The following is a 19,419-nucleotide window of genomic DNA, read 5'->3' as shown; positions in this document are numbered from 1 at the left end:
AATTTAAAAACATTTTTTATGAAAAACTTAGTAAAGTATTTGGGTATTTTAATAGTTACACTTTCAGTTTATGCTTGTGTTGATGATAAAGAAGTTACAACAACCACTAATAATAAAGATTCAGTATTGGTAGCACAAACACCAATAAAAAGTATTCTTACTGCAGAAGAACAAGCAAATTTGAGTCCTGATGAAATTATTGGAAGACTTAAAAAAGGGAATGAAAACTTTGTTTCGAATAACTTAACAAGAAGAGATCATTCTGCACAAAGAAGAAAAGCAACCATTGGTCAATATCCAAAAGCAATTGTATTATCATGTGTAGATAGTAGAGTACCTGTAGAAGATGTTTTTGATTTAGGAATTGGAGATATTTTTGTAGCAAGAGTTGCTGGTAATATAGAGAATGCAGACATTGTTGGTTCTATGGAATTTGCTACTGCAGTAGCAGGTTCTAAGCTAGTAATTGTTATGGGCCACAGTTCTTGTGGAGCAGTAAAACATGCAGTAGACAATACAGATGCAGCTTCTATGGAAATGAACTCGTTACAAAATCTTTTAAATGAAATAAAACCTTCTGTTAAAGCAACACCAACTAATGGAGAAATATCTTCAAAAAACACAGCTTTTTTAAATGATGTAATTCATAATAATGCATTAATTACTGTAAAAGACATTAGAGAAAGGTCTCCTAAAATGGCACAATTAGAAGAAGAAGGTAAAATTAAAATTGTAGCTGCAGTTTATAATATGGCTACAGGTAAAGTAGAATTTATATAAGTTTCATTTAGTTAATTGAGTTTGATAATGGAGTTGGCATCAAAAATGCTTTTTGGTGTCAACTTTCTTTTTACCTTTGTTTTATATGATAGATCAAAAAGAAGCTATTTCTGAAAAAGCTGTTTTAATAGGTGTTATTACACAACAGCAAGATGAAACAAAATCAACAGAATATTTAGACGAACTAGAGTTTTTAACAGAAACTGCAGGTGGTGTTGTTGTAAAACGTTTTGTTCAGAAGATGGAAAGACCAAATCCCAAAACATTTTTAGGTGCTGGAAAGTTAGAAGATGTAAAACAATACATACAATCTAACATGATTGGTACTGCTATATTTGATGATGAATTATCACCTGCACAATTAAGAAATATAGAGAAAATTTTAGATTGCAAAATTTTAGATAGAACCAATTTAATCTTAGATATTTTTGCACAAAGAGCACAAACAAGCTCTGCAAAAACGCAAGTAGAATTAGCACAAAGCGAATACCTTTTACCACGTTTAACACGTCTTTGGACACACTTAGACAAACAAAAAGGAGGTATTGGAATGCGTGGACCAGGAGAAACAGAAATTGAAACAGATAGACGTATTATTCGTGATAAAATAACACTATTAAAAAAACGATTAAAAACCATTGATAAACAAATGGCGGTTCAAAGAAAGAATCGTGGTAAAATGGTTAGAGTAGCATTAGTAGGTTATACCAATGTTGGTAAGTCTACTTTAATGAATGTAATTAGTAAAAGTGATGTTTTTGCCGAAAATAAACTCTTTGCAACCTTAGATACAACAGTTCGTAAAGTGGTTATTAAAAATATTCCTTTTTTAATGACAGACACTGTTGGGTTTATTAGAAAATTACCAACGCAATTGGTAGAATCTTTTAAGTCTACTCTAGATGAGGTTAGAGAAGCAGATTTATTGCTACATGTTGTAGATATTTCTCATCCTAATTTTGAAGATCATATTGCTTCTGTAAACTCAATTTTAACCGATATAAAATGTGCAGATAAACCAACTTTAATGGTTTTTAATAAGATTGATGCTTATGAACATGAAACTATTAAAGAAGATGATTTAGAAACAGAAAGAGGCAAAGAGCATTATACTTTACAAGATTGGAAAAAAACTTGGATGAATGATAAAGAAGTAGAATCTATTTTTATCTCTGCATTAAACAAAGAAAATTTAGAAGACTTTAAAGAAAAAACGTACGAAGAGGTAAAGAAAATTCACATTCAACGTTTTCCTTATAATGACTTTTTGTATTACGAATATAAAGAGGAAGAATAAAAAAAATCCTACTGATTAAAAAGCAGTAGGATTTTTTTAATATATAATTTTAAAATATTATTGCTCTAAATCATCTCCAATAATACCCATTCTCTTAGCTCGATTTTCCCAAGATTTACGAGCTAAAGCCTGTAAATCTGCAACAGAATCTGTTTCATCCATTATTTCTAAACCTAATAAAGTTTCTATAACATCTTCTTGAGAAACCAAACCACTTACAGAGCCATATTCATCTACAACCAAGGCAATGTGCTCTTTTTCTTTAATTAGTTTATCAAATAAATCTGGTATAGATAGTTCTCTATCTGTAATTAAAATATCTCTTTTTATGGTTGATAAAGCTTCATTGCCTTTACCATTAATAATTGCCTCTAATAAATGATCTTTTAAAAAGTAACCAGTTATCTCATCAGGATTTTCTTTAAAAACAGGTATTCTAGAAAAACGTAAATTCTTATGACCATCATAAAAAGCTTGTATAGTTTGGCTTTCATCAGCTAGCTCCATAACTGTTCTTGGTGTCATTACATCATTTACTTTAATCTCTTTAAAGCCTAATAAGTTTCGAATAACTTTACTTTCGTTTTTCTTAAAAACACCATCCTTTTCAGCCATTTCTGTCATCACCAAAAAGCTTTCTCTGCTCAAAATACTTCCATGACCTTTACCACCAATCAATTTTGTAGTAAGTTGTAAAACCCATAAAATCCCTGTGTATTTTAAAGGGAAAATCATAATATTAAGTGCTTTAGATGTAAAGTTTGCTAAACCTTTCCAATAAGTAGCACCAATTGTTTTCGGAATAATTTCTGAGGCAACCAAAATTAAAATGGTCATTACTGTAGATACCAAACCAACCATTACATCTTCTGTAAATTCAATTCCAAAAACACTTCTAGTTGTAGTGCCATACATTTCTGCATAAGCCACTTTAGCTTGTACACCAACCAAAATTGCACCTACTGTATGTGCAATTGTATTAATCGTTAAAATTGCAATTAAGGGTTTATCTACATCTTTCTTTAAAACTTCTAATTCGTTTGCATACTCTAAACCTTCGCTCTTTTTAAGATTGATAAAAGTGGGAGTTATACTTAGTAAAACTGCTTCTAAAATTGAACATAGAAAAGAGAAAAATATTGAAACAGTTGCGTAAATTATTAATAATGTCATCCATAGAAATTTAAGTAACAAAAGTAATTAAAATAAAAAAACCTCAAGACTTTCTTGAGGTTTAGAATATTTATTTATGATTTTTGATTAAAAAGCATAGCTTAAACCAAACAACCAATAGGTTTGTAATTTGTTATCTACAGTTGCAAAAGTTTCTGCAGGATTATCTAATAAAGCATTATTTAAAGCTTCTTGCTTGTTGTTTCTTAAACCAACTTCGAAACCTAAACCAACACCTTTCCATAAAGTATATCCAAAAGAGTTTGTCCATGTCCAGTTAGATAAATCACCATCTTTATAGCTTTGGAATAAAGATAGGTTAGATTTAATACTTAAACCACCATACTTGTTGGTGTAATCTGCAACTACTTTTGCACCTAAAGAAGATTCAAAAACAGTATCTCCTGAGCTAAATACAAAATTGTAGTTTCCTGGATGCATTACTACAACTAAATGACTTGTTGGAGTCCAAGTTAAACCAGCACCTAAATCTAAATATCCAGGATCGTTAAAATTATCTATTAAGGTTGTTCTGTACTCCCCAAGTGCAGATAATGCCCATTTTTTATTTAATCTTTTACCATATAAAGATGATAAGGTAAATACGTCTGAAGCTGTTTCAAAATCTTCATCTCCAGAAATAGATTTGTCATCTAATTTTACCCAACCTAAATTAAGGTTTCCAGAGTTTCTCCAGAAAAAATCTTCTTCAATTAAATTGGCAAAAGCGTTTACAGTAATTCCAATATTGGCAGCATCTGCATTAGGTGCATTTCTAGCATACCAGTTGTTAAAACCAGATAAGCTAGCACCAATAGTACCAAATGCTCCAACTCTCCAACCTGGAAGTTTGTCTATTTGGCCCTGAATTTTCTTTGCTTTTGCTTGTAATTTAGAAATTGAATCTTTTTTAGAGGCTAGCTCTTTTTTTAATTCATCTGCATTTTGAGCTGTTAATGTTATGCTCATGAACGCAAATAATAACAATAGTGTAATTTTTCTCATGATTTGGCTTTTATAAGGTGTCAAAATTAAAATAATTTACAATTTCAAATTATGTAATTTAGGTGAAATGCAATTTACTTTATTTCTTTGAATTGATAATCAATCAAATAGAAATGATAATGTTGATGTTTTTTCGTTTAAAGTAAGGTTTAGTAACTAACTCTTTCGTGAAAACTATAGTTTACACCCAAACCAAATAGTTGTCTAAATTGAATTTTACTTGATGAATCATCATCTATGATGGCTTGAAATGTTAAGTGCATTTTAATTTGCTTATTTACTTTAAACCCAATATTTGCTTGATAATCTACATCTATATTCCCCACATTTGCAAGATAATCTGTATAGAGTGCTAAGATGTTTTCCATTACTATATTTTCCATGATTTGAAATTTATAGTAGCCAGATAAACTATACCCAATACTAAATGCTGTATTTCTGCCTTCTGCAACCCCAAATTTACCAGAGAAAAAGTCGTTTACAAAGGTATATCTAGCTGTAGCTGGTGCAATATTTATACTTAAATCATCAGATTTTTTCCAAAGCATTCCTGGTCCAAAGGTTAAATAAGCAGGAGATAAGAAGTCTGAAACTCGTTCTTTGGGTTCTTTTTTGTAATCGTAACCTAAAGTGTATTGTGTCCTAAAATTTCCAATAAAGGAAAAGAACCAATAGGTAGATGTTTTTAAACCAAACAAAGTATTAAACTCAACTCTGTCATCGGTTTTTCTCCAGCCTTGTTCGCTTAAATGACTTAAACCATAACTGGTTATTAGTCTGCTATCCCAATTAATATTGTTTTTCTTGTAATTAAAATCGTAGTTTACATTTAGGTTTCCTGCAATTGAGTTTACACCTCCAGTTCTCCAATTAGAAAACGAAGATTGATTGAATACAAATGCAAACCTTCCATGAATTTTCCATTTAGGTGTTGGCAAAGTATCTTTTTTCTTTGATTGGGAAATTGAACTTAATGAAAAAAGAAGTAAAAATAGAAGAAAATAACTTCTCACTTTTTTGATAGATTGAACACAAAAGTAAGATTATCTGTAAAAAAATAAAATTAATTTTTAGATTTATACAAAGGCACAGTAGAACAGGCTTCACCAAAGAGAATACTCTTAGCTATAGGTTGAATTTTTTGTATTAAAAATGCAAAAGCAGAAGGTGGTATTGGCTTGTCTGCACAGCCTTTTAATATAACTGGTTTGTCTGCAAGATGTCTTAAATCTAAAAAACCAATTAATTCTTGATAAATAACAGTTTCTAATAATTCTAAATCACCAATTACCACTTTATTAGCATGTGGTGCAAGTTCTGCAGCAATTAGCATGTAAGCCCAAGAAGGAATTATTGCATCTACAGAACACGTAACTGCAACAAATGTTTTTTTGTATTTAGACCAATTATGGTTTTTTACAAAAACTCTAAAATCTTTCTCTTTTAAAATTAGCTCTTGAAAAAGCCAATCTTTAATGTCAATTAAAACTCTTTCTCCTTCAGGATATATTTCTTCTAAATCAAAAGTTACTAATTTACTGTTGGCAACTCTATTTACAATTTCATCTTGCATTTTCTTACACTTTAGAGATTAGACTAGTTATTCATACAAATTAAAGCATACCTAACTCTAATTTTGCTTCTTCACTCATCATTTCTTGAGTCCAAGTAGGATCAAAAGTAATCTCTACTTCACAGTTATTTAATTCTTTTAAAGACTTTACTTTATCTTCTATTTCTACAGGCAAACTTTCTGCAACTGGGCAGTTTGGAGATGTAAGTGTCATTAAAATTTTAGCATTGTTTTCATCAGAAACAAAAACATCGTAAATTAAACCAAGTTCGTAAATATCAACAGGAATTTCTGGATCATAAATAGTTTTTAAAACCCTAATTATTTTGTCTCCTATTTCTTCTAATTCTTTATCTGTCATCTGTAATAGTCTTAATTCTGCAATTTTGCTTGTTGGGCAATTGCATACATTTTTATTTGTTTTAACATAGAAACCAAACCATTTGCTCTTGTAGGTGATAAGTGTTCTTTTAAACCAATTTCATCTATAAAATGTGTTTCTGCTACCAAAATATCTTCTGGTTTTTGCCCAGAATATACTCTTAATAAAAGTGCTACTATACCTTTTGTTAAAATAGCATCACTATCTGCAGTAAATTTTACATTCTTATCATCTAATTCAGAATACAACCAAACTTTAGACTGGCAACCTTTAATTAGGTTCTCATCTAATTTAAATTTATCGTCAATCATTGGTAAAGATTTCCCTAATTCAATGATGTATTCATAACGTTCCATCCAATCATCAAACATCGAAAACTCGTCAATAATTTCTTCTTGTATTTCTTTGATAGTCATTTTTAAAACTTATTTTTGCATCTTAATAATCTTGCATACACAAGTTGTGCAAAATTACTGATTATATTTAAGAAATGAGCAAATTATTAGCAGTTGGTACAGTAGCTTTTGATGCAATAGAAACTCCATTTGGTAAAACCGATAAAATTCTTGGAGGTTCAGGAACTTTTGTAGGTTTAGCAGCAAGTCAGTTTGGTGTTAAAACAGGAGTTGTTTCTGTTGTTGGAGGAGATTTTCCTGAGAGTTATTTAGAGATGATGAATACCAAAGGTATTAACACAGATGGTATTGAAATAATTAAAGAAGGTAAAACGTTTTTCTGGAGTGGTAAATATCATAATGATATGAATTCTAGAGATACTCTAATTACAGAGTTAAATGTTTTAGAAAATTTTCAGCCAGTTGTGCCAGAAAATTTTAAAGATGCAGGTATTGTAATGTTGGGTAATTTACACCCATTAACTCAAGCGTCTGTTTTAGATCAAATGAATGAAAGACCAAAATTAGTAGTTTTAGATACTATGAACTTTTGGATGGATATTGCTTTGAACGATTTGCATAATGTACTTAAAAGAGTAGATGTAGTCACAATTAATGATGAAGAAGCTCGCCAACTTTCTGGAGAATATTCATTAGTAAATGCAGCTAAAAAGATTCATACAATGGGTCCTAAATATGTGGTGATTAAGAAAGGGGAGCATGGAGCTTTGTTATTTAATGAAGGAAAAATGTTTTTTGCACCAGCTTTACCATTAGCAGAAGTTTTTGATCCAACAGGAGCAGGAGATACATTTGCAGGAGGTTTTTGTGGATATTTAGCAAAAACAGAAGATATTTCTTTTGAAAACATGAAAAACGCCATTATTTATGGTTCCAATTTAGCATCATTCTGTGTAGAGAAATTTGGTACAGAACGAATGCAAGAGCTTATTAAAGAAGAAGTAAAAAATCGCTTGCAAGCGTTTAAAGAATTAACACAATTTGATATAGAATTATCATAGCATGAAAATCCGCGTCTAAAAACGCGGATTTTTTTGTAGTAAAAACAATAAATACTAAAATAAATGAGCGACGCAATTAAACACGAATGTGGAATTGCCTTGGTTAGATTAAAGAAGCCATTACAATTTTATAAAGACAAATACGGTTCTGCTTTTTACGGAATTAATAAAATGTATTTATTAATGGAAAAGCAACACAATCGTGGTCAAGATGGTGCTGGTTTTGCAAGTGTAAAATTTAACATTGAGCCAGGAACTAGATATATTAGTAGAGTTAGATCTAATAAACCACAACCTATTCAAGATATTTTTGCGCAGATTAACGATAGAATAAATGGTGTTTTAGGGGAAAACCCAGACAAGAAAGATGATGTTGCTTGGCAAGAAGAAAATATACCTTATGTAGGTAATTTATTTTTAGGTCATGTACGTTATGGAACCTTTGGTAAAAACTCTATAGAAAGTGTTCATCCATTTTTGCGTCAAAGCAATTGGAAACATAAAAATCTAATTGTTGCAGGTAATTTTAACATGACAAACTCTAACCAAATGTTAGATGAGTTAATTGAGTTAGGGCAGCATCCAAAAGAGTTTACAGATACTGTAACTGTAATGGAAAAAATTGGACACTTCTTAGAAGATGAAGTAGGTAAACTATATCAAAAAGCCAAAAAACAAGGTTTTAATAAAAAAGATGCATCACCATTTATAGAAGAAAATTTAAGCTTAAAGAAAGTATTAAAACGCTCTTCTAAAAATTGGGATGGAGGCTATGCTATGGCTGGTTTGGTTGGTCATGGAGATGCATTTGTATTAAGAGACCCAAATGGAATTAGACCAACTTTTTTCTATGAAGATGATGAGGTTGTTGTAGTTGCTTCAGAAAGACCAGTAATACAAACTGTGTTTAATGTGGAGATTGATAAAGTGCAAGAACTAGAAAGAGGTCATGCTTTAATCATTAAAAAGAATGGTAAAGTTTCTATTAAAAAAGTAAACGAGCCAAGAGAAAAGAAATCTTGTTCTTTTGAGCGTATTTATTTTTCTAGAGGAAGTGATGCCAGCATTTATGAAGAACGTAAGAACTTAGGAAAATATGTTTTTCCACAAGTTTTAAAGTCTATTAATTCTGATGTTTCTAATTCTGTTTTTTCATACATACCAAATACAGCAGAAACGTCTTTTTATGGAATGACAGAAGCTGCTGAAGATTTATTGAATCAGCAAAAGACAGCTAAAATCTTAGCTGGAGGTACAAAGTTATCTGCCCAAAAAGTAACTGAAATCTTATCTGAAAGACCTCGTTTTGAAAAAATTGCAATTAAAGATGCAAAATTGAGAACATTTATTGCAGATGATAATTCTAGAGATGATTTAGTAGAACATGTTTACGATATAACTTATGGTGTTGTAAAACCTACAGATAATTTAGTAATTATAGATGATAGTATTGTTCGTGGAACAACGTTAAAGAAAAGTATCATTAAAATTTTAGACAGATTAAATCCTAAGAAAATTGTAGTGGTTTCTTCTGCTCCACAAATTAGATATCCAGATTGTTATGGTATAGATATGGCTAGAATTGATGCATTTATTGCATTTAAAGCAGCTATTGAGTTATTAGAACAAACCAATCAATATCATATTGTAGATGAGGTTTATCAAAAAAGTAAAGCTCAGCAGAATAATGAAGATGCAGATATTGTAAATTATGTAAAAGATATTTACAGCCCTTTTACACCAGAAGAAATTTCGTCTAAAATTGCAGAGATGCTAAAAACGGAAGATATTAAAGCTGAGGTTGAGGTAATTTATCAAACTATAGAAGGTTTGCATAAAGCCTGCCCAGATAATTTAGGAGATTGGTATTTTACAGGTGATTATCCAACTCCTGGAGGTATGAGAGTTGTGAATCAAGCATTCATCAATTTTTATGAAGGAAATGACAAAAGAGCTTACTAGTTTGTAAAAACGAGAGTAAAATAAAAAAGCATCCAAGATAATTGGATGCTTTTCTTTTTTATATACTTATTAAATCAGCCTTGACTTAATAATAGTGACATAGTTACTTATTTTGCTTCTGCATATCTTCTTTCAACTTCATTCCAGTTAATTACTTTAAAGAAAGCATCAATATAATCTGGTCTTCTGTTTTGGTAATTTAAGTAGTAAGCATGTTCCCAAACGTCTAATCCTAAAATTGGAGTTCCTCCACAAGTTACACCTGGCATTAATGGGTTATCTTGGTTTGGTGTAGAGCAAACTTCTACTTTACCACCTTTATGCACACATAACCAAGCCCAGCCTGAACCAAATTGTGTTGCTGCAGCTTTAGAAAAAGCATCGATAAAAGCTTCTTTAGAACCAAATTCTGCTTCAATAGCATCTTTTAATTCTCCAGATAAATAACCTCTATCTTCTGGGTTTAATACTGTCCAGAATAAAGAGTGATTGTAAAAACCACCTCCATTATTTCTAACAGCGTTATTATTCATGTCTAAATTAGCTAAGATATCCTCTATAGATTTTCCTTCTAAGTCAGTACCTTCAATTGCGTTGTTTAATTTTGTTGTATATCCATTATGATGTTTTCCATGGTGTATTTCCATAGTTTTAGCATCAATATGTGGTTCTAGTGCATCATGTGCATATCCTAATTCTGGTAATTCAAAAGCCATAATTTTATATTTTAAAGTTTATTATAATTAGTGAGTAACAAATTTAACATTTAATAGTACCAATACCAAGTCTTTAATAATTTGTTAACTTATAGCAACATAGATTGTGGCTATTCACCATATTTTTGCATAAATTCTTCTAATTCAGTTACCATATTTTTACTTCCACAAACAAATGGCACTCTTTGGTGTAATTCTGTAGGTTCTACATCCATAGTTCTTGTGTAACCATCAGATGCATAACCATTAGCTTGTTCAGCTAAAAAAGCCATAGGATTACATTCGTAAAGTAAACGCAATTTTCCATTCGGGTTTCTAGAACCTTTTGGGTACATATAAATACCTCCTTTAATCATATTTCTATGAAAGTCAGAAACCAAAGAACCAATATACCTACTTGTATAAGGTCTATCTCCTTCTTCTTCTTGACAATATTTTATGTATTTTTTTACTCCTAAAGGAAAATCCATGTAATTTCCTTCATTTACAGAATAAATGCTTCCATCTTCAGGAAACTGCATATTTGGGTGAGATAAGTAAAAAGAACCAATTGCAGGGTTTAAGGTAAAGCCATTAACACCATCTCCTGTTGTGTAAACCAACATAGTAGAAGTACCATAAACTACATAACCTGCTGCAACTTGCTCACTACCTTTTTGTAAGAAATCTTCTAATTGTACAGGCGTTCCTGTTGGTGTAACTCTTCTGTAAATAGAAAAAATAGTTCCTACAGAAACGTTTACGTCTATGTTAGATGAACCATCTAAAGGATCTATTAAAACTACATATTTGTTCTGGTGATTTTCATCAATACTATTAATTGATATAAAACTATCTTCTTCTTCACTTGCAATTCCACAAACAATATTTCTTCTAGTTAGAGTTTGTATAAATTTATCATTAGCATAAACATCTAATTTTTGCTGATCTTCACCTTGAATATTTGTGTCTCCAAAAGCACCAATAATATCTACTAAACCAGCTTTATTTACTTCATGATTTACCACTTTTGCAGCTAATCTAATAGAATTTAAAAGGCTACTTAATTCACCAGAACTGTATTTAAAAGCATGCTGATTTTCAATAATGAATTCACCAAGAGTTTGTTTTTTTACTGTCATGAGATAGTTAATGGTTGATTTTTAACAAATATCTAAACTTTTTTGAGTTACTACAACGTTTTAGATTTTTATTTTTTTGAATGACAATGAATTAAGAATTAGATAAAAAATTACACAGATTGTAGCTTATTGTCAAAATTTTACAAATATTTTTAACGATTATAAAATGATTTATCTTTGACAAAATTTTGAAAATATGAGTTTTATCATTAGAAGAGGTTTAGAAGAAGATATGCAAGCTGTGCATAATTTAATTATGGAATTGGCTATTTTTGAAAAGGAACCAGATGCAGTAGATATTACTGTAGATGATTTAATAAATGATGGCTTTTCAGATAACCCAAGATTCAAAATTTTTGTAGCCGAAGAAAATGAAACAATTATTGGTATAGCCCTTTTCTATGAAAGATATTCTACTTGGAAAGGTAAAACTATTCATTTAGAAGATTTAATTGTTACCAAAAGCAGACAAAAAATTGGTGCAGGTAAAGCATTATATACAGCTGTTTTAAACTATGCTTATGAAAATGACTTTAATAGAGTTGCTTGGGAGGTAATAGATTGGAATACAAATGCTATTGAGTTTTACAAAAGTACAGGAGCTACTTATTTAAAAGATTGGTCTGTAGTACAAATGAATAAAGAAAACTTATCAAAATTTATACAAAACAACTAGTTAGATGAAGATTTTTAAATTTGGTGGTGCCTCTGTAAAAGATGCAGAAAGTGTAAAAAATGTTGCTTCTATTATTAAAAATGAGGGAGCTATAGATACTTTAGTAGTGGTTTCTGCTATGGGTAAAATGACAAACGCTTTCGAAGATGTAATAGATTCTTATTATCATAAAAAAGAAGATTTACCTAACAAACTTAATTATATAGAAGAATTTCATAAAGATATTATGAGTTCTTTGTTCGATAAAACAGATGAGGTTTATAAAGAAGTAGATGTTTTGTTTGGTGAATTAGGTTGGTTTTTGGCTAGAAACACCTCTCAAAGATTCAATTATGTGTATGATCAAATTATTTGTTTTGGTGAATTGTTATCAACTAGAATTGTAAGTGGATATTTAGCTAAAATTGGTCAAGAAAATGTTTGGTTTGATGTTAGAAACTACATAAAAACAGATTCTAATTATAGAGATGCAAAAGTAGATTGGGACTTAACAGAAGAGTTAATCAACAAAAAAGTAGATACCTCTAAAATAAACATTACTCAAGGTTTCATTGCAGCTAATGATACAGAAAACACAACTACCTTAGGTAGAGAAGGTTCAGATTATACTGCAGGTATTTTTGCGTACTGTTTAAGTGCAGAAAGCGTTACAATTTGGAAAGATGTACCAGGAGTTTTAAATGCAGATCCAAGAGTGTTTTCTGATACTACATTACTAGAACAAATTTCTTACGAAGAAGCAATAGAAATGGCATTTTATGGTGCATCTGTAATTCACCCAAAAACATTACAACCTATAGAGAGGAAAGAAATTCCGCTTTTAGTGCGTTCTTTTGTGAATCCTAAAGAAAAAGGAACAACAGTATCTAAAGGAACCATGTTAGAACCTTATATACCTTGTTATATTGTTAAGAAAAATCAGATTTTGGTGTCTATATCTGCATTAGACTTTTCATTTATGGTAGAGAATAACATCAGTTTTATTTTTCAGAAATTACACGATTATCAATTAAAAGTAAACTTAATTCAGAATTCAGCCATCAGCTTTTCTGTTTGTATTGATAATAAATTCAATAAGTTTGATGAGTTTCATAACGAATTAAACAATCAATTTAAAATTGATGTTCAGAAAAATGTAGACTTATATACCATTCGTCATTTTGATGATTCAGCAATTGAATTGATCGAAAACAAAGGAGAATCATTATTAACACAAGTAAACAAAGAAACTTCACAAATTGTAATAAAACCTAATTAAATAAAATTTCGATTTCGATTTTTTTACTATGTTTGTTCTTTAGTACTAACTTATAATTATGCCATTAGTAACATCTAAAGAAATTGCACAAGTAATTGGTTTACAAAAACTTGGAGTTTTAGGAACTTTTATTGGATGGTTACTTATTAAAGTTTTACGAATATCTGCAATCAATAAAATTTACAAAAAGAACAAGGACAAAACCGATTTAGCTTTTTTAAATGGTGTTTTAGACGATTGTAATATTGAATTTCAAATTCCAGAAGAAGATTTAAAAAGAATACCTAAAGATGGTGCTTTTATAACAGTATCTAATCATCCTTTGGGAGGTATAGATGGTGTTTTGTTATTAAAACTATTAATAGAAAAAAGAGCCGATTATAAAATTATCGCTAATTTTTTATTGCATAGAATAGAGCCATTAAAACCATACATAATGCCTGTAAATCCTTTTGAAAATAGAAAGGATGCCAAGTCTAGTGTTGCAGGTATAAAAAGTGCACTTTCGCATTTAAAAGAAGGTAAACCTTTAGGGATTTTTCCTGCAGGTGAAGTTTCTACTTATAAAGATGGTAAATTAAAGGTAGATAAACCTTGGGAAGAAGGAGCAGTTCGTTTAATTAAAAAAGCGCAAGTACCAGTTATTCCTATTTATTTTCATGCAAAGAATAGTGGATTATTTTATTTTCTGTCTAAAATTTCAGATACCTTAAGAACGGCTAAATTACCATCAGAAGTTATATCTCAAGATGGTAAAATTATTAAGGTTAGAATAGGGAAACCGATTTCAGTTGCAGATCAAAATGAATATAAAGACATACCTTCTTTTTATGAGTTTATTAGAAAGAAAACTTACATGTTGGCTAATCCTTTTGAGAAAGCAAACAAACTGATATCTACTGAATCTATAAAAATTAAAAAGCCAGCTAAAAAAATTGCTGCACAAAAAAATAAAGATTCTTTTATAAAAGAAATTAATAATTTAAGAGATACAGATTGCAGACTGTTAGAAAGTAAAAATTACGAAGTTTTCTTTGCCAATGCTAAAGAAATTCCAAATGTTTTACACGAAATAGGTAGGTTAAGAGAAATTACTTTTAGAGGTGTAGGTGAAGGTACTAACAAAGCTTTAGACTTAGACAAGTATGACAAGTATTACTACCATTTAATTTTGTGGGACAATCAAGCTAAATGTTTAGCAGGTGCTTACAGAATGGGGCTTGGAAAAGAGATTTATAAGAAACATGGTATTAATGGTTTTTATATTCAAACACTATTTAGAATTGAGCCAGAATTACATCAAATGATGGAGAATACCATAGAAATGGGTAGAGCTTTTATTATTGATGAATATCAACAAAAACCAATGCCTTTGTTCTTGTTATGGAAAGGTATTGTGCATGTTACTTTACGTTATCCAGAGTATAAATATTTAATGGGTGGTGTTTCTATTAGCAATCAGTTTTCCGATTTTTCAAAATCGTTAATGATTGAGTTTATGAAGTCTCATTATTATGATCCATATATTGCTCAGTACATTTACCCTAAAAAAGAATATAAAGTTAAATTAAAGGGTGATGATAAAGACTTTGTATTTGATGCTTCAAAAGCAGATATGCAAAAGTTTGATAAAATTATTGATGAAATTGAACCAGGTGCATTAAGAATTCCTGTTTTGATTAAAAAATACGTGAAACAAAATGCAAGATTAGTGGCATTTAATGTAGACCCTAAATTTAATAATGCTGTAGATGGTTTAATGTATATAAAAGTTTCAGATATACCAGAAAGTACAGTAAAGCCTGTAATGGAAGAATTTCAAGCAGAGCTAGAAAGAAAAGCTGCAGAAATAATTAAAAAATAACAAAAAAACCCAAGCTAAGCTTGGGTTTTTTTGTTGTAAATAATTCGAATTATTTATTTTGTTTAGCAAGTAAATCTCTAATTTGTTCTAATAATTCTTCTTGGCTTGGTCCTTTTGGAGCTTCTGGTTTTGGCTCTTCTTTTTTCTTAGTTGCATTTATACCTTTTACAATCATAAACATTACAAAAGCAACAATAATAAAGTCGATTACGTTTGTTAGAAAGTCTCCATATAAAACAGCTACTTGACCTACAGTTTCACCTGCATCATTTAAAGTACCTTCTTTAACAATCCATTTTAACTTTTTAAAATCGGCTTCAAAAATTAAACCAATTAAAGGAGAAACAATTCCTCCAGTAAAAGAAGTTACTACCTGTTTAAAAGCAGCACCCATAACAAAACCTACTGCAATATCTACAAGGTTGCCCTTCATTGCAAAGTCTTTAAATTCTTTTAACATTCCCATTTATTCTATAATTTTAGGTTGGTGAGTTGCTAAAGTAGTAATTTTTTTTAAGATTTTAACACTTTCTTAACACGTGGAGAAATTGATGTTAAGGTTTCATAAACGATTGTTTCAGAAGTGTCAGCTATATTATTTAGCATATCTTGATGATTAAAGATAATAACTTCATCACCTTCATTACAATCAATTTTGGTAACATCAACCATAATCATATCCATACAAACATTACCAATTATTTTTGCTTTTTGGTTGTTTACAAGCACATACCCAGCTCCATTTCCTAATTTTCGAGATAGCCCATCTGCATGACCTACAGGAATTGTAGCAGATTTACTTGGTTTTTTTGCAACAAAAGCTCTATTGTAACCTACAGTTTCACCAGGTTCAATTAAATGAATTTGTGAAATTATAGATTTTAAATTGTGTGTGTTTTTAAGTTGTTTGGTTTCTTCTGCATCATTACCAAAACCATATAAACCAATACCAACTCTAACCATATCAAACTGAGCTACTGCATAATTTACAACTCCAGAAGTATTTAAAATATGCAACATAGGTTCATAGTTTAAATGTTTGTAAAATTGCTGTGCTATGTATGCAAAATTATTTAATTGCTGATTGGTAAATTCTTTTTCTTCTAAATCTTCGCTGGCTGCTAAATGAGAAAAAAGAGACTGTACTTTTATATGATTAGTTTCTTTAAGTTCTGAAATAATTTTTGGAATATCTGTATGCCAGAAGCCAAGTCTATTTAAGCCAGTGTTGAACTTAATATGAATAGGATAGTTCATTAAAGGAACCTTATCTGCTAATTCTAAAAAGGCATTAAAAATTTTAAAATTGTATAAATTAGGTTCTAATCTATAATCGATTATGTCTTGCAAAGTAGCAATTTGTGGGTGTAAAACTAATATAGGTGTTTTAATATTTGCTTCTCTTAAAGCTATGCCTTCATGAGCGTAAGCTACAGCAAAATAGTCTACTTTATCTTTTAAAAAATCAGCTACTAAAACTCCATCACTACCATAGCCAAATGCTTTTACAACAGCTAAAATTTTAGTTGTTTCATTTAATTTATTTTTAAAATAATTTAAATTATGCTCTAAAGCTTTGCCATCAATTTCTAAAACACTTACATGATTGTTCATTCTTTGGTCGAATTTAAATCTTGCTCTGCAGTTGAAATTTCTGAATCGTCAGAACTTTTTATAGAAGAAACATGTTGTTTTGCTTGCACAGCTTTATAATAAGCTGCTCGACTTAAAGGTTCATATTCTTGAGTTTCTCCAAGCATTACTAAATCATCATTTTGTGCTTTTCTAAAACTGTAATGAGCTAAATTACCTGTATGTGTGCATACTGCATGTACTTTGGTTACATATTCTGCAGTTGCCATTAATGCTGGCATTGGGCCAAAAGGTTTTCCCTTAAAATCCATGTCTAAACCAGCTACAATTACACGAACTCCTCTATTGGCTAAATCATTACAAACAGCTACAATTTCATCATCAAAAAACTGAGCTTCATCAATACCAACAACATCTACATCATTTGCTAATAAACGAATGTTAGAAGAAACTGGCACAGGTGTAGATCTAATTCTAGAATCGTTATGAGAAACAACTTCTTCTTCATCATATCTGGTATCTACAGCAGGCTTAAAAATTTCTACACGTTGTTTAGCAAATTGTGCACGTTTTAAACGCCTAATTAACTCTTCTGTTTTACCAGAAAACATAGAGCCACAAATTACCTCAATCCAACCAAATTGTTCTGTATGATTTACAGTATTTTCAAGAAACATTTTGTAATTTTAAGCGTTATAATTTTATACTTTTGTTTAATCCTCAGCGTTTACAAATTTATAAATATTTAGTAGTTTAATTTAATTATAGGACACAACTTATGCACAAAAAATTAGAGAGCGAATTAATTAGTTTAGCTCATAGCATCTTAAAGATGAAGAATAAGGATGATGTTTTTGCATTAAAGGAAAAATCAAGAGAAATTTACGAAAAGCTTTCTATGTTGGCTTTTGTAGACGAATACCTAGCTACAACTCCTAATTCAGCTGAAGCTAAAGAAGAATTGATAAATAAAATAGAAACTGCATTTGTGCAAAAAGAAAAATCAATTATAGATGTAAAAGAAGAGAAAGCAGAAAAAATTCTCGAAGAAAAAGTTGTCTTTAACTTAATTGATGAGCCAGAAGAAGAGGTAAAAAAGGAAGAAACACCAAAAGCAGTAGAGGAGAAGAAAGAACCAGAAGTTAAAACTCAGAAAATAGAGCAACCTTTTGATGAGTTAGAAGAAATAATGTTTGCGAAGCCAGAAGAGATTGAAGAACCTGAATTAAAAAAGGAGGTGGTTAAGGTAGAAGAGCGCAAAACAATGTCTTTAGAAGAAGAGTTACATGACATTATTTCTGTAGATGTTATGGCTGATTTGTTTGAAAATGTGCAGCCAAAATCGTTAAACGATAAATTGAACACCAATATTCAAATTGGTTTGAATGATAGAATTGCATTTGTGAAACACCTATTTAATAATCAGCAAGAAGATTATAATAGAGTTGTGTCTCAATTAAACACGTTTAAAACAGAAAAAGAGGCTAAAAGCTTTATAAATAAAATGGTTAAGCCAGATTATAACTGGGCTGAGCAAGAAGAATTAGAAACACGATTCTTAGAAATAGTAGCACGTAAATTCGCATAAGCAGTAGATTTTAAAATCAATTTAAATTCTGAAACAAGTTTTAATTCATACACATTTTCATAAACGCAAAACAGGCGTTACAAGAAGTATAGAAAATGTTTTGCCCTTTTTTACAGATAAATTTGAGACTTATGTGTATGGATCAAATATTTCAGGAAATCATATAACCACCAAACAACTCAAAGCAGTTTTATTTTCTAAGGATAAAACAATTGTACATTGTCATAGAAACAATGAAATTTTACGAATGCTTTATTATCGTTTTTTAGGTGCCAACTTTACAGTTGTAGCTACAAGACATGCAGAATCTAAACCCTCTAGCTTAACGTTGTTTTTGCTTAAAAAAGCAGATAAAGTAGTTACTTTAATTAAAAGTATGAGCGCTAATTTAGGTGTCAAAAATACCTTAATTGGTCATGGAGTTCAGGTTGAAAAATTTACACCAGATACAGCTAAGAAACTTCAGCATATTTCTCAAGACCATATTATTCTAAATGCAGGCAGAGTAAGAAAAGCTAAAGGTCAGTTGGTTTTATTAGAAGCTTTAAAAAACTTAAAAGAATTTTCTAATTGGGCTTTAGTTATAGTTGGTAAAGTAGATAAACCAGTATTTTTAGAAGAATTAAAAGCCATTGTTAAAAAACATCAAATAGAAAATCAAGTTTATTTTATAGACGAAACTAGAGATATCATTTCTTATTATCAAGCAGCAAAAATTGTAGTTGCACCTAGTTTTTCAGAAGGATTTTCTCTAGTTACAGCAGAAGCCATGAGCTGTGAAAATACAGTAATAGCAACTAAAAATGTAGGTGTACATTCAGAATTAATAACTGATGGCCAAAATGGTTATTTATTTGAAGCAGGAAATAACGATGAATTAGAAGAAATTTTAATAAAGTTACTGAAGGATGAAATTCCTATGACTAGCAAAGCAGCAAGAGAAGAAATTATTAAAAATTGGAGTGCTAAAAAAGAGGCAGAAAGATTATCAGAATTATATTTAAAAAATTAAAA

The 19,419-nt window shown here is 30.1% G+C and carries 20 protein-coding genes; 9 read left to right on the top strand and 11 right to left on the bottom strand.

Going from position 1 to position 19,419, the window contains the following annotated elements; all coding sequences use genetic code 11:
- The first annotated feature begins 18 nt into the window (after positions 1-18).
- Together LPB302_RS08305 and hflX are read left to right on the top strand one after the other, a co-directional pair.
- Positions 19-780: a carbonic anhydrase family protein gene (locus tag LPB302_RS08305; RefSeq protein WP_053973989.1), complete on the top strand. Its 762-nt coding sequence runs from the start codon at positions 19-21 to the stop codon at positions 778-780.
- 85 nt (positions 781-865) lie between these two features.
- Complete coding sequence (hflX, locus tag LPB302_RS08300) at positions 866-2,077, top strand: GTPase HflX (protein WP_053973990.1); 1,212 nt, start codon at positions 866-868, stop codon at positions 2,075-2,077.
- Positions 2,078-2,134: 57 nt separating this feature from the next.
- Here hflX and LPB302_RS08295 read toward each other — a convergent pair whose 3' ends face one another.
- From LPB302_RS08295 to LPB302_RS08270, 6 genes are all read right to left on the bottom strand, one after another.
- Positions 2,135-3,250, bottom strand: coding sequence for a CNNM domain-containing protein (locus tag LPB302_RS08295; RefSeq protein ID WP_053973991.1), 1,116 nt, complete (start codon positions 3,248-3,250; stop codon positions 2,135-2,137).
- A gap of 87 nt (positions 3,251-3,337) precedes the next feature.
- Positions 3,338-4,255, bottom strand: a complete 918-nt coding sequence (locus LPB302_RS08290) for a DUF3078 domain-containing protein (RefSeq protein ID WP_053973992.1) — start codon at positions 4,253-4,255, stop codon at positions 3,338-3,340.
- A 149-nt stretch (positions 4,256-4,404) separates the two neighbouring features.
- Positions 4,405-5,193 carry a DUF3078 domain-containing protein gene (locus LPB302_RS08285; RefSeq protein WP_231658710.1) on the bottom strand — a complete coding sequence of 263 codons (789 nt, stop codon included), beginning with the start codon at positions 5,191-5,193 and terminating at the stop codon, positions 4,405-4,407.
- A 125-nt stretch (positions 5,194-5,318) separates the two neighbouring features.
- The gene (locus LPB302_RS08280; protein ID WP_053973994.1) at positions 5,319-5,828 is read right to left on the bottom strand and encodes a DUF2480 family protein; all 510 of its coding nucleotides are present in this window, start codon (positions 5,826-5,828) and stop codon (positions 5,319-5,321) included.
- Between the two features lie 40 nt (positions 5,829-5,868).
- On the bottom strand, positions 5,869-6,189 hold the full coding sequence (locus LPB302_RS08275) for a DUF59 domain-containing protein (protein WP_053973995.1): 321 nt from the start codon (positions 6,187-6,189) through the stop codon (positions 5,869-5,871).
- An 11-nt stretch (positions 6,190-6,200) separates the two neighbouring features.
- Positions 6,201-6,626, bottom strand: coding sequence for a SufE family protein (locus tag LPB302_RS08270; RefSeq protein WP_053973996.1), 426 nt, complete (start codon positions 6,624-6,626; stop codon positions 6,201-6,203).
- A 74-nt stretch (positions 6,627-6,700) separates the two neighbouring features.
- Here LPB302_RS08270 and LPB302_RS08265 point away from each other — a divergent pair, with 74 nt between their 5' ends.
- The gene (locus LPB302_RS08265; protein ID WP_053973997.1) at positions 6,701-7,627 is read left to right on the top strand and encodes a PfkB family carbohydrate kinase; all 927 of its coding nucleotides are present in this window, start codon (positions 6,701-6,703) and stop codon (positions 7,625-7,627) included.
- A gap of 63 nt (positions 7,628-7,690) precedes the next feature.
- Positions 7,691-9,589 carry an amidophosphoribosyltransferase gene (locus tag LPB302_RS08260; RefSeq protein WP_053973998.1) on the top strand — a complete coding sequence of 633 codons (1,899 nt, stop codon included), beginning with the start codon at positions 7,691-7,693 and terminating at the stop codon, positions 9,587-9,589.
- Between the two features lie 107 nt (positions 9,590-9,696).
- Here LPB302_RS08260 and LPB302_RS08255 read toward each other — a convergent pair whose 3' ends face one another.
- Both LPB302_RS08255 and fbp read right to left on the bottom strand, forming a co-directional pair.
- Complete coding sequence (locus LPB302_RS08255) at positions 9,697-10,305, bottom strand: superoxide dismutase (protein WP_053973999.1); 609 nt, start codon at positions 10,303-10,305, stop codon at positions 9,697-9,699.
- 110 nt (positions 10,306-10,415) lie between these two features.
- Positions 10,416-11,426: a class 1 fructose-bisphosphatase gene (gene fbp / locus LPB302_RS08250; RefSeq protein ID WP_053974000.1), complete on the bottom strand. Its 1,011-nt coding sequence runs from the start codon at positions 11,424-11,426 to the stop codon at positions 10,416-10,418.
- Between the two features lie 196 nt (positions 11,427-11,622).
- On the opposite strand from fbp, the gene LPB302_RS08245 reads away from it, so the two are divergent.
- Genes LPB302_RS08245 through LPB302_RS08235 form a run of 3 tightly spaced genes read left to right on the top strand, consistent with a single transcriptional unit; the run spans position 11,623 to position 15,224 of the window.
- A complete protein-coding gene (locus LPB302_RS08245; RefSeq protein WP_053974001.1) occupies positions 11,623-12,102 on the top strand; it encodes a GNAT family N-acetyltransferase in 480 nt (159 codons plus the stop codon).
- A 4-nt stretch (positions 12,103-12,106) separates the two neighbouring features.
- Positions 12,107-13,360: an aspartate kinase gene (locus LPB302_RS08240; RefSeq protein ID WP_053974002.1), complete on the top strand. Its 1,254-nt coding sequence runs from the start codon at positions 12,107-12,109 to the stop codon at positions 13,358-13,360.
- 58 nt (positions 13,361-13,418) lie between these two features.
- Positions 13,419-15,224 (top strand): GNAT family N-acyltransferase, encoded by a 1,806-nt coding sequence (locus LPB302_RS08235; protein WP_053974003.1) that lies wholly within the window; start codon positions 13,419-13,421, stop codon positions 15,222-15,224.
- Positions 15,225-15,273: 49 nt separating this feature from the next.
- Here the strand turns inward: LPB302_RS08235 and mscL are convergent, their stop codons facing one another.
- The 3 genes from mscL to LPB302_RS08220 are packed head-to-tail and all read right to left on the bottom strand — an operon-like array spanning position 15,274 to position 17,494.
- The gene (gene mscL / locus LPB302_RS08230) at positions 15,274-15,684 is read right to left on the bottom strand and encodes a large-conductance mechanosensitive channel protein MscL (RefSeq protein ID WP_197273160.1); all 411 of its coding nucleotides are present in this window, start codon (positions 15,682-15,684) and stop codon (positions 15,274-15,276) included.
- Between the two features lie 53 nt (positions 15,685-15,737).
- A complete protein-coding gene (gene alr, locus LPB302_RS08225) occupies positions 15,738-16,838 on the bottom strand; it encodes an alanine racemase (protein WP_053974005.1) in 1,101 nt (366 codons plus the stop codon).
- Positions 16,835-17,494: a thymidine kinase gene (locus tag LPB302_RS08220; protein ID WP_053974006.1), complete on the bottom strand. Its 660-nt coding sequence runs from the start codon at positions 17,492-17,494 to the stop codon at positions 16,835-16,837. Before LPB302_RS08220 ends, alr begins: the two co-directional genes overlap by 4 nt.
- A gap of 101 nt (positions 17,495-17,595) precedes the next feature.
- Between LPB302_RS08220 and LPB302_RS08215 the strand changes: the two genes are divergently transcribed.
- Together LPB302_RS08215 and LPB302_RS08210 are read left to right on the top strand one after the other, a co-directional pair.
- Entirely contained in the window at positions 17,596-18,405 is an 810-nt protein-coding gene (locus tag LPB302_RS08215; protein ID WP_053974007.1) for a DUF8457 domain-containing protein, read from the top strand.
- Positions 18,406-18,505: 100 nt separating this feature from the next.
- A complete protein-coding gene (locus tag LPB302_RS08210; RefSeq protein WP_231658711.1) occupies positions 18,506-19,417 on the top strand; it encodes a glycosyltransferase family 4 protein in 912 nt (303 codons plus the stop codon).
- Positions 19,418-19,419 lie beyond the last annotated feature (2 nt).

This window comes from Polaribacter dokdonensis (genome assembly GCF_024362345.1).
Classification (GTDB): Bacteria; Bacteroidota; Bacteroidia; order Flavobacteriales; family Flavobacteriaceae; genus Polaribacter; species Polaribacter dokdonensis.
The sequence above is the reverse complement of the archived record's forward strand: the minus strand, read 5'-3'. Positions and strand labels throughout refer to the sequence as shown.

Bases quoted from the DNA above. Each gene is read 5' to 3' on its own strand.
- LPB302_RS08270 (WP_053973996.1), bottom strand. From the start codon at position 6,626: ATGACTATCAAAGAAATACAAGAAGAAATTATTGACGAGTTTTCGATG.
- LPB302_RS08215 (WP_053974007.1), top strand. From the start codon at position 17,596: ATGCACAAAAAATTAGAGAGCGAATTAATTAGTTTAGCTCATAGCATC.
- LPB302_RS08265 (WP_053973997.1), top strand. From the start codon at position 6,701: ATGAGCAAATTATTAGCAGTTGGTACAGTAGCTTTTGATGCAATAGAA.
- alr (WP_053974005.1), bottom strand. From the start codon at position 16,838: ATGAACAATCATGTAAGTGTTTTAGAAATTGATGGCAAAGCTTTAGAG.
- LPB302_RS08240 (WP_053974002.1), top strand. From the start codon at position 12,107: ATGAAGATTTTTAAATTTGGTGGTGCCTCTGTAAAAGATGCAGAAAGT.
- LPB302_RS08275 (WP_053973995.1), bottom strand. From the start codon at position 6,189: ATGACAGATAAAGAATTAGAAGAAATAGGAGACAAAATAATTAGGGTT.
- LPB302_RS08295 (WP_053973991.1), bottom strand. From the start codon at position 3,250: ATGACATTATTAATAATTTACGCAACTGTTTCAATATTTTTCTCTTTT.
- LPB302_RS08290 (WP_053973992.1), bottom strand. From the start codon at position 4,255: ATGAGAAAAATTACACTATTGTTATTATTTGCGTTCATGAGCATAACA.
- hflX (WP_053973990.1), top strand. From the start codon at position 866: ATGATAGATCAAAAAGAAGCTATTTCTGAAAAAGCTGTTTTAATAGGT.
- LPB302_RS08235 (WP_053974003.1), top strand. From the start codon at position 13,419: ATGCCATTAGTAACATCTAAAGAAATTGCACAAGTAATTGGTTTACAA.
- mscL (WP_197273160.1), bottom strand. From the start codon at position 15,684: ATGTTAAAAGAATTTAAAGACTTTGCAATGAAGGGCAACCTTGTAGAT.
- LPB302_RS08220 (WP_053974006.1), bottom strand. From the start codon at position 17,494: ATGTTTCTTGAAAATACTGTAAATCATACAGAACAATTTGGTTGGATT.
- LPB302_RS08280 (WP_053973994.1), bottom strand. From the start codon at position 5,828: ATGCAAGATGAAATTGTAAATAGAGTTGCCAACAGTAAATTAGTAACT.
- LPB302_RS08245 (WP_053974001.1), top strand. From the start codon at position 11,623: ATGAGTTTTATCATTAGAAGAGGTTTAGAAGAAGATATGCAAGCTGTG.
- LPB302_RS08305 (WP_053973989.1), top strand. From the start codon at position 19: ATGAAAAACTTAGTAAAGTATTTGGGTATTTTAATAGTTACACTTTCA.
- LPB302_RS08255 (WP_053973999.1), bottom strand. From the start codon at position 10,305: ATGGCTTTTGAATTACCAGAATTAGGATATGCACATGATGCACTAGAA.
- fbp (WP_053974000.1), bottom strand. From the start codon at position 11,426: ATGACAGTAAAAAAACAAACTCTTGGTGAATTCATTATTGAAAATCAG.
- LPB302_RS08260 (WP_053973998.1), top strand. From the start codon at position 7,691: ATGAGCGACGCAATTAAACACGAATGTGGAATTGCCTTGGTTAGATTA.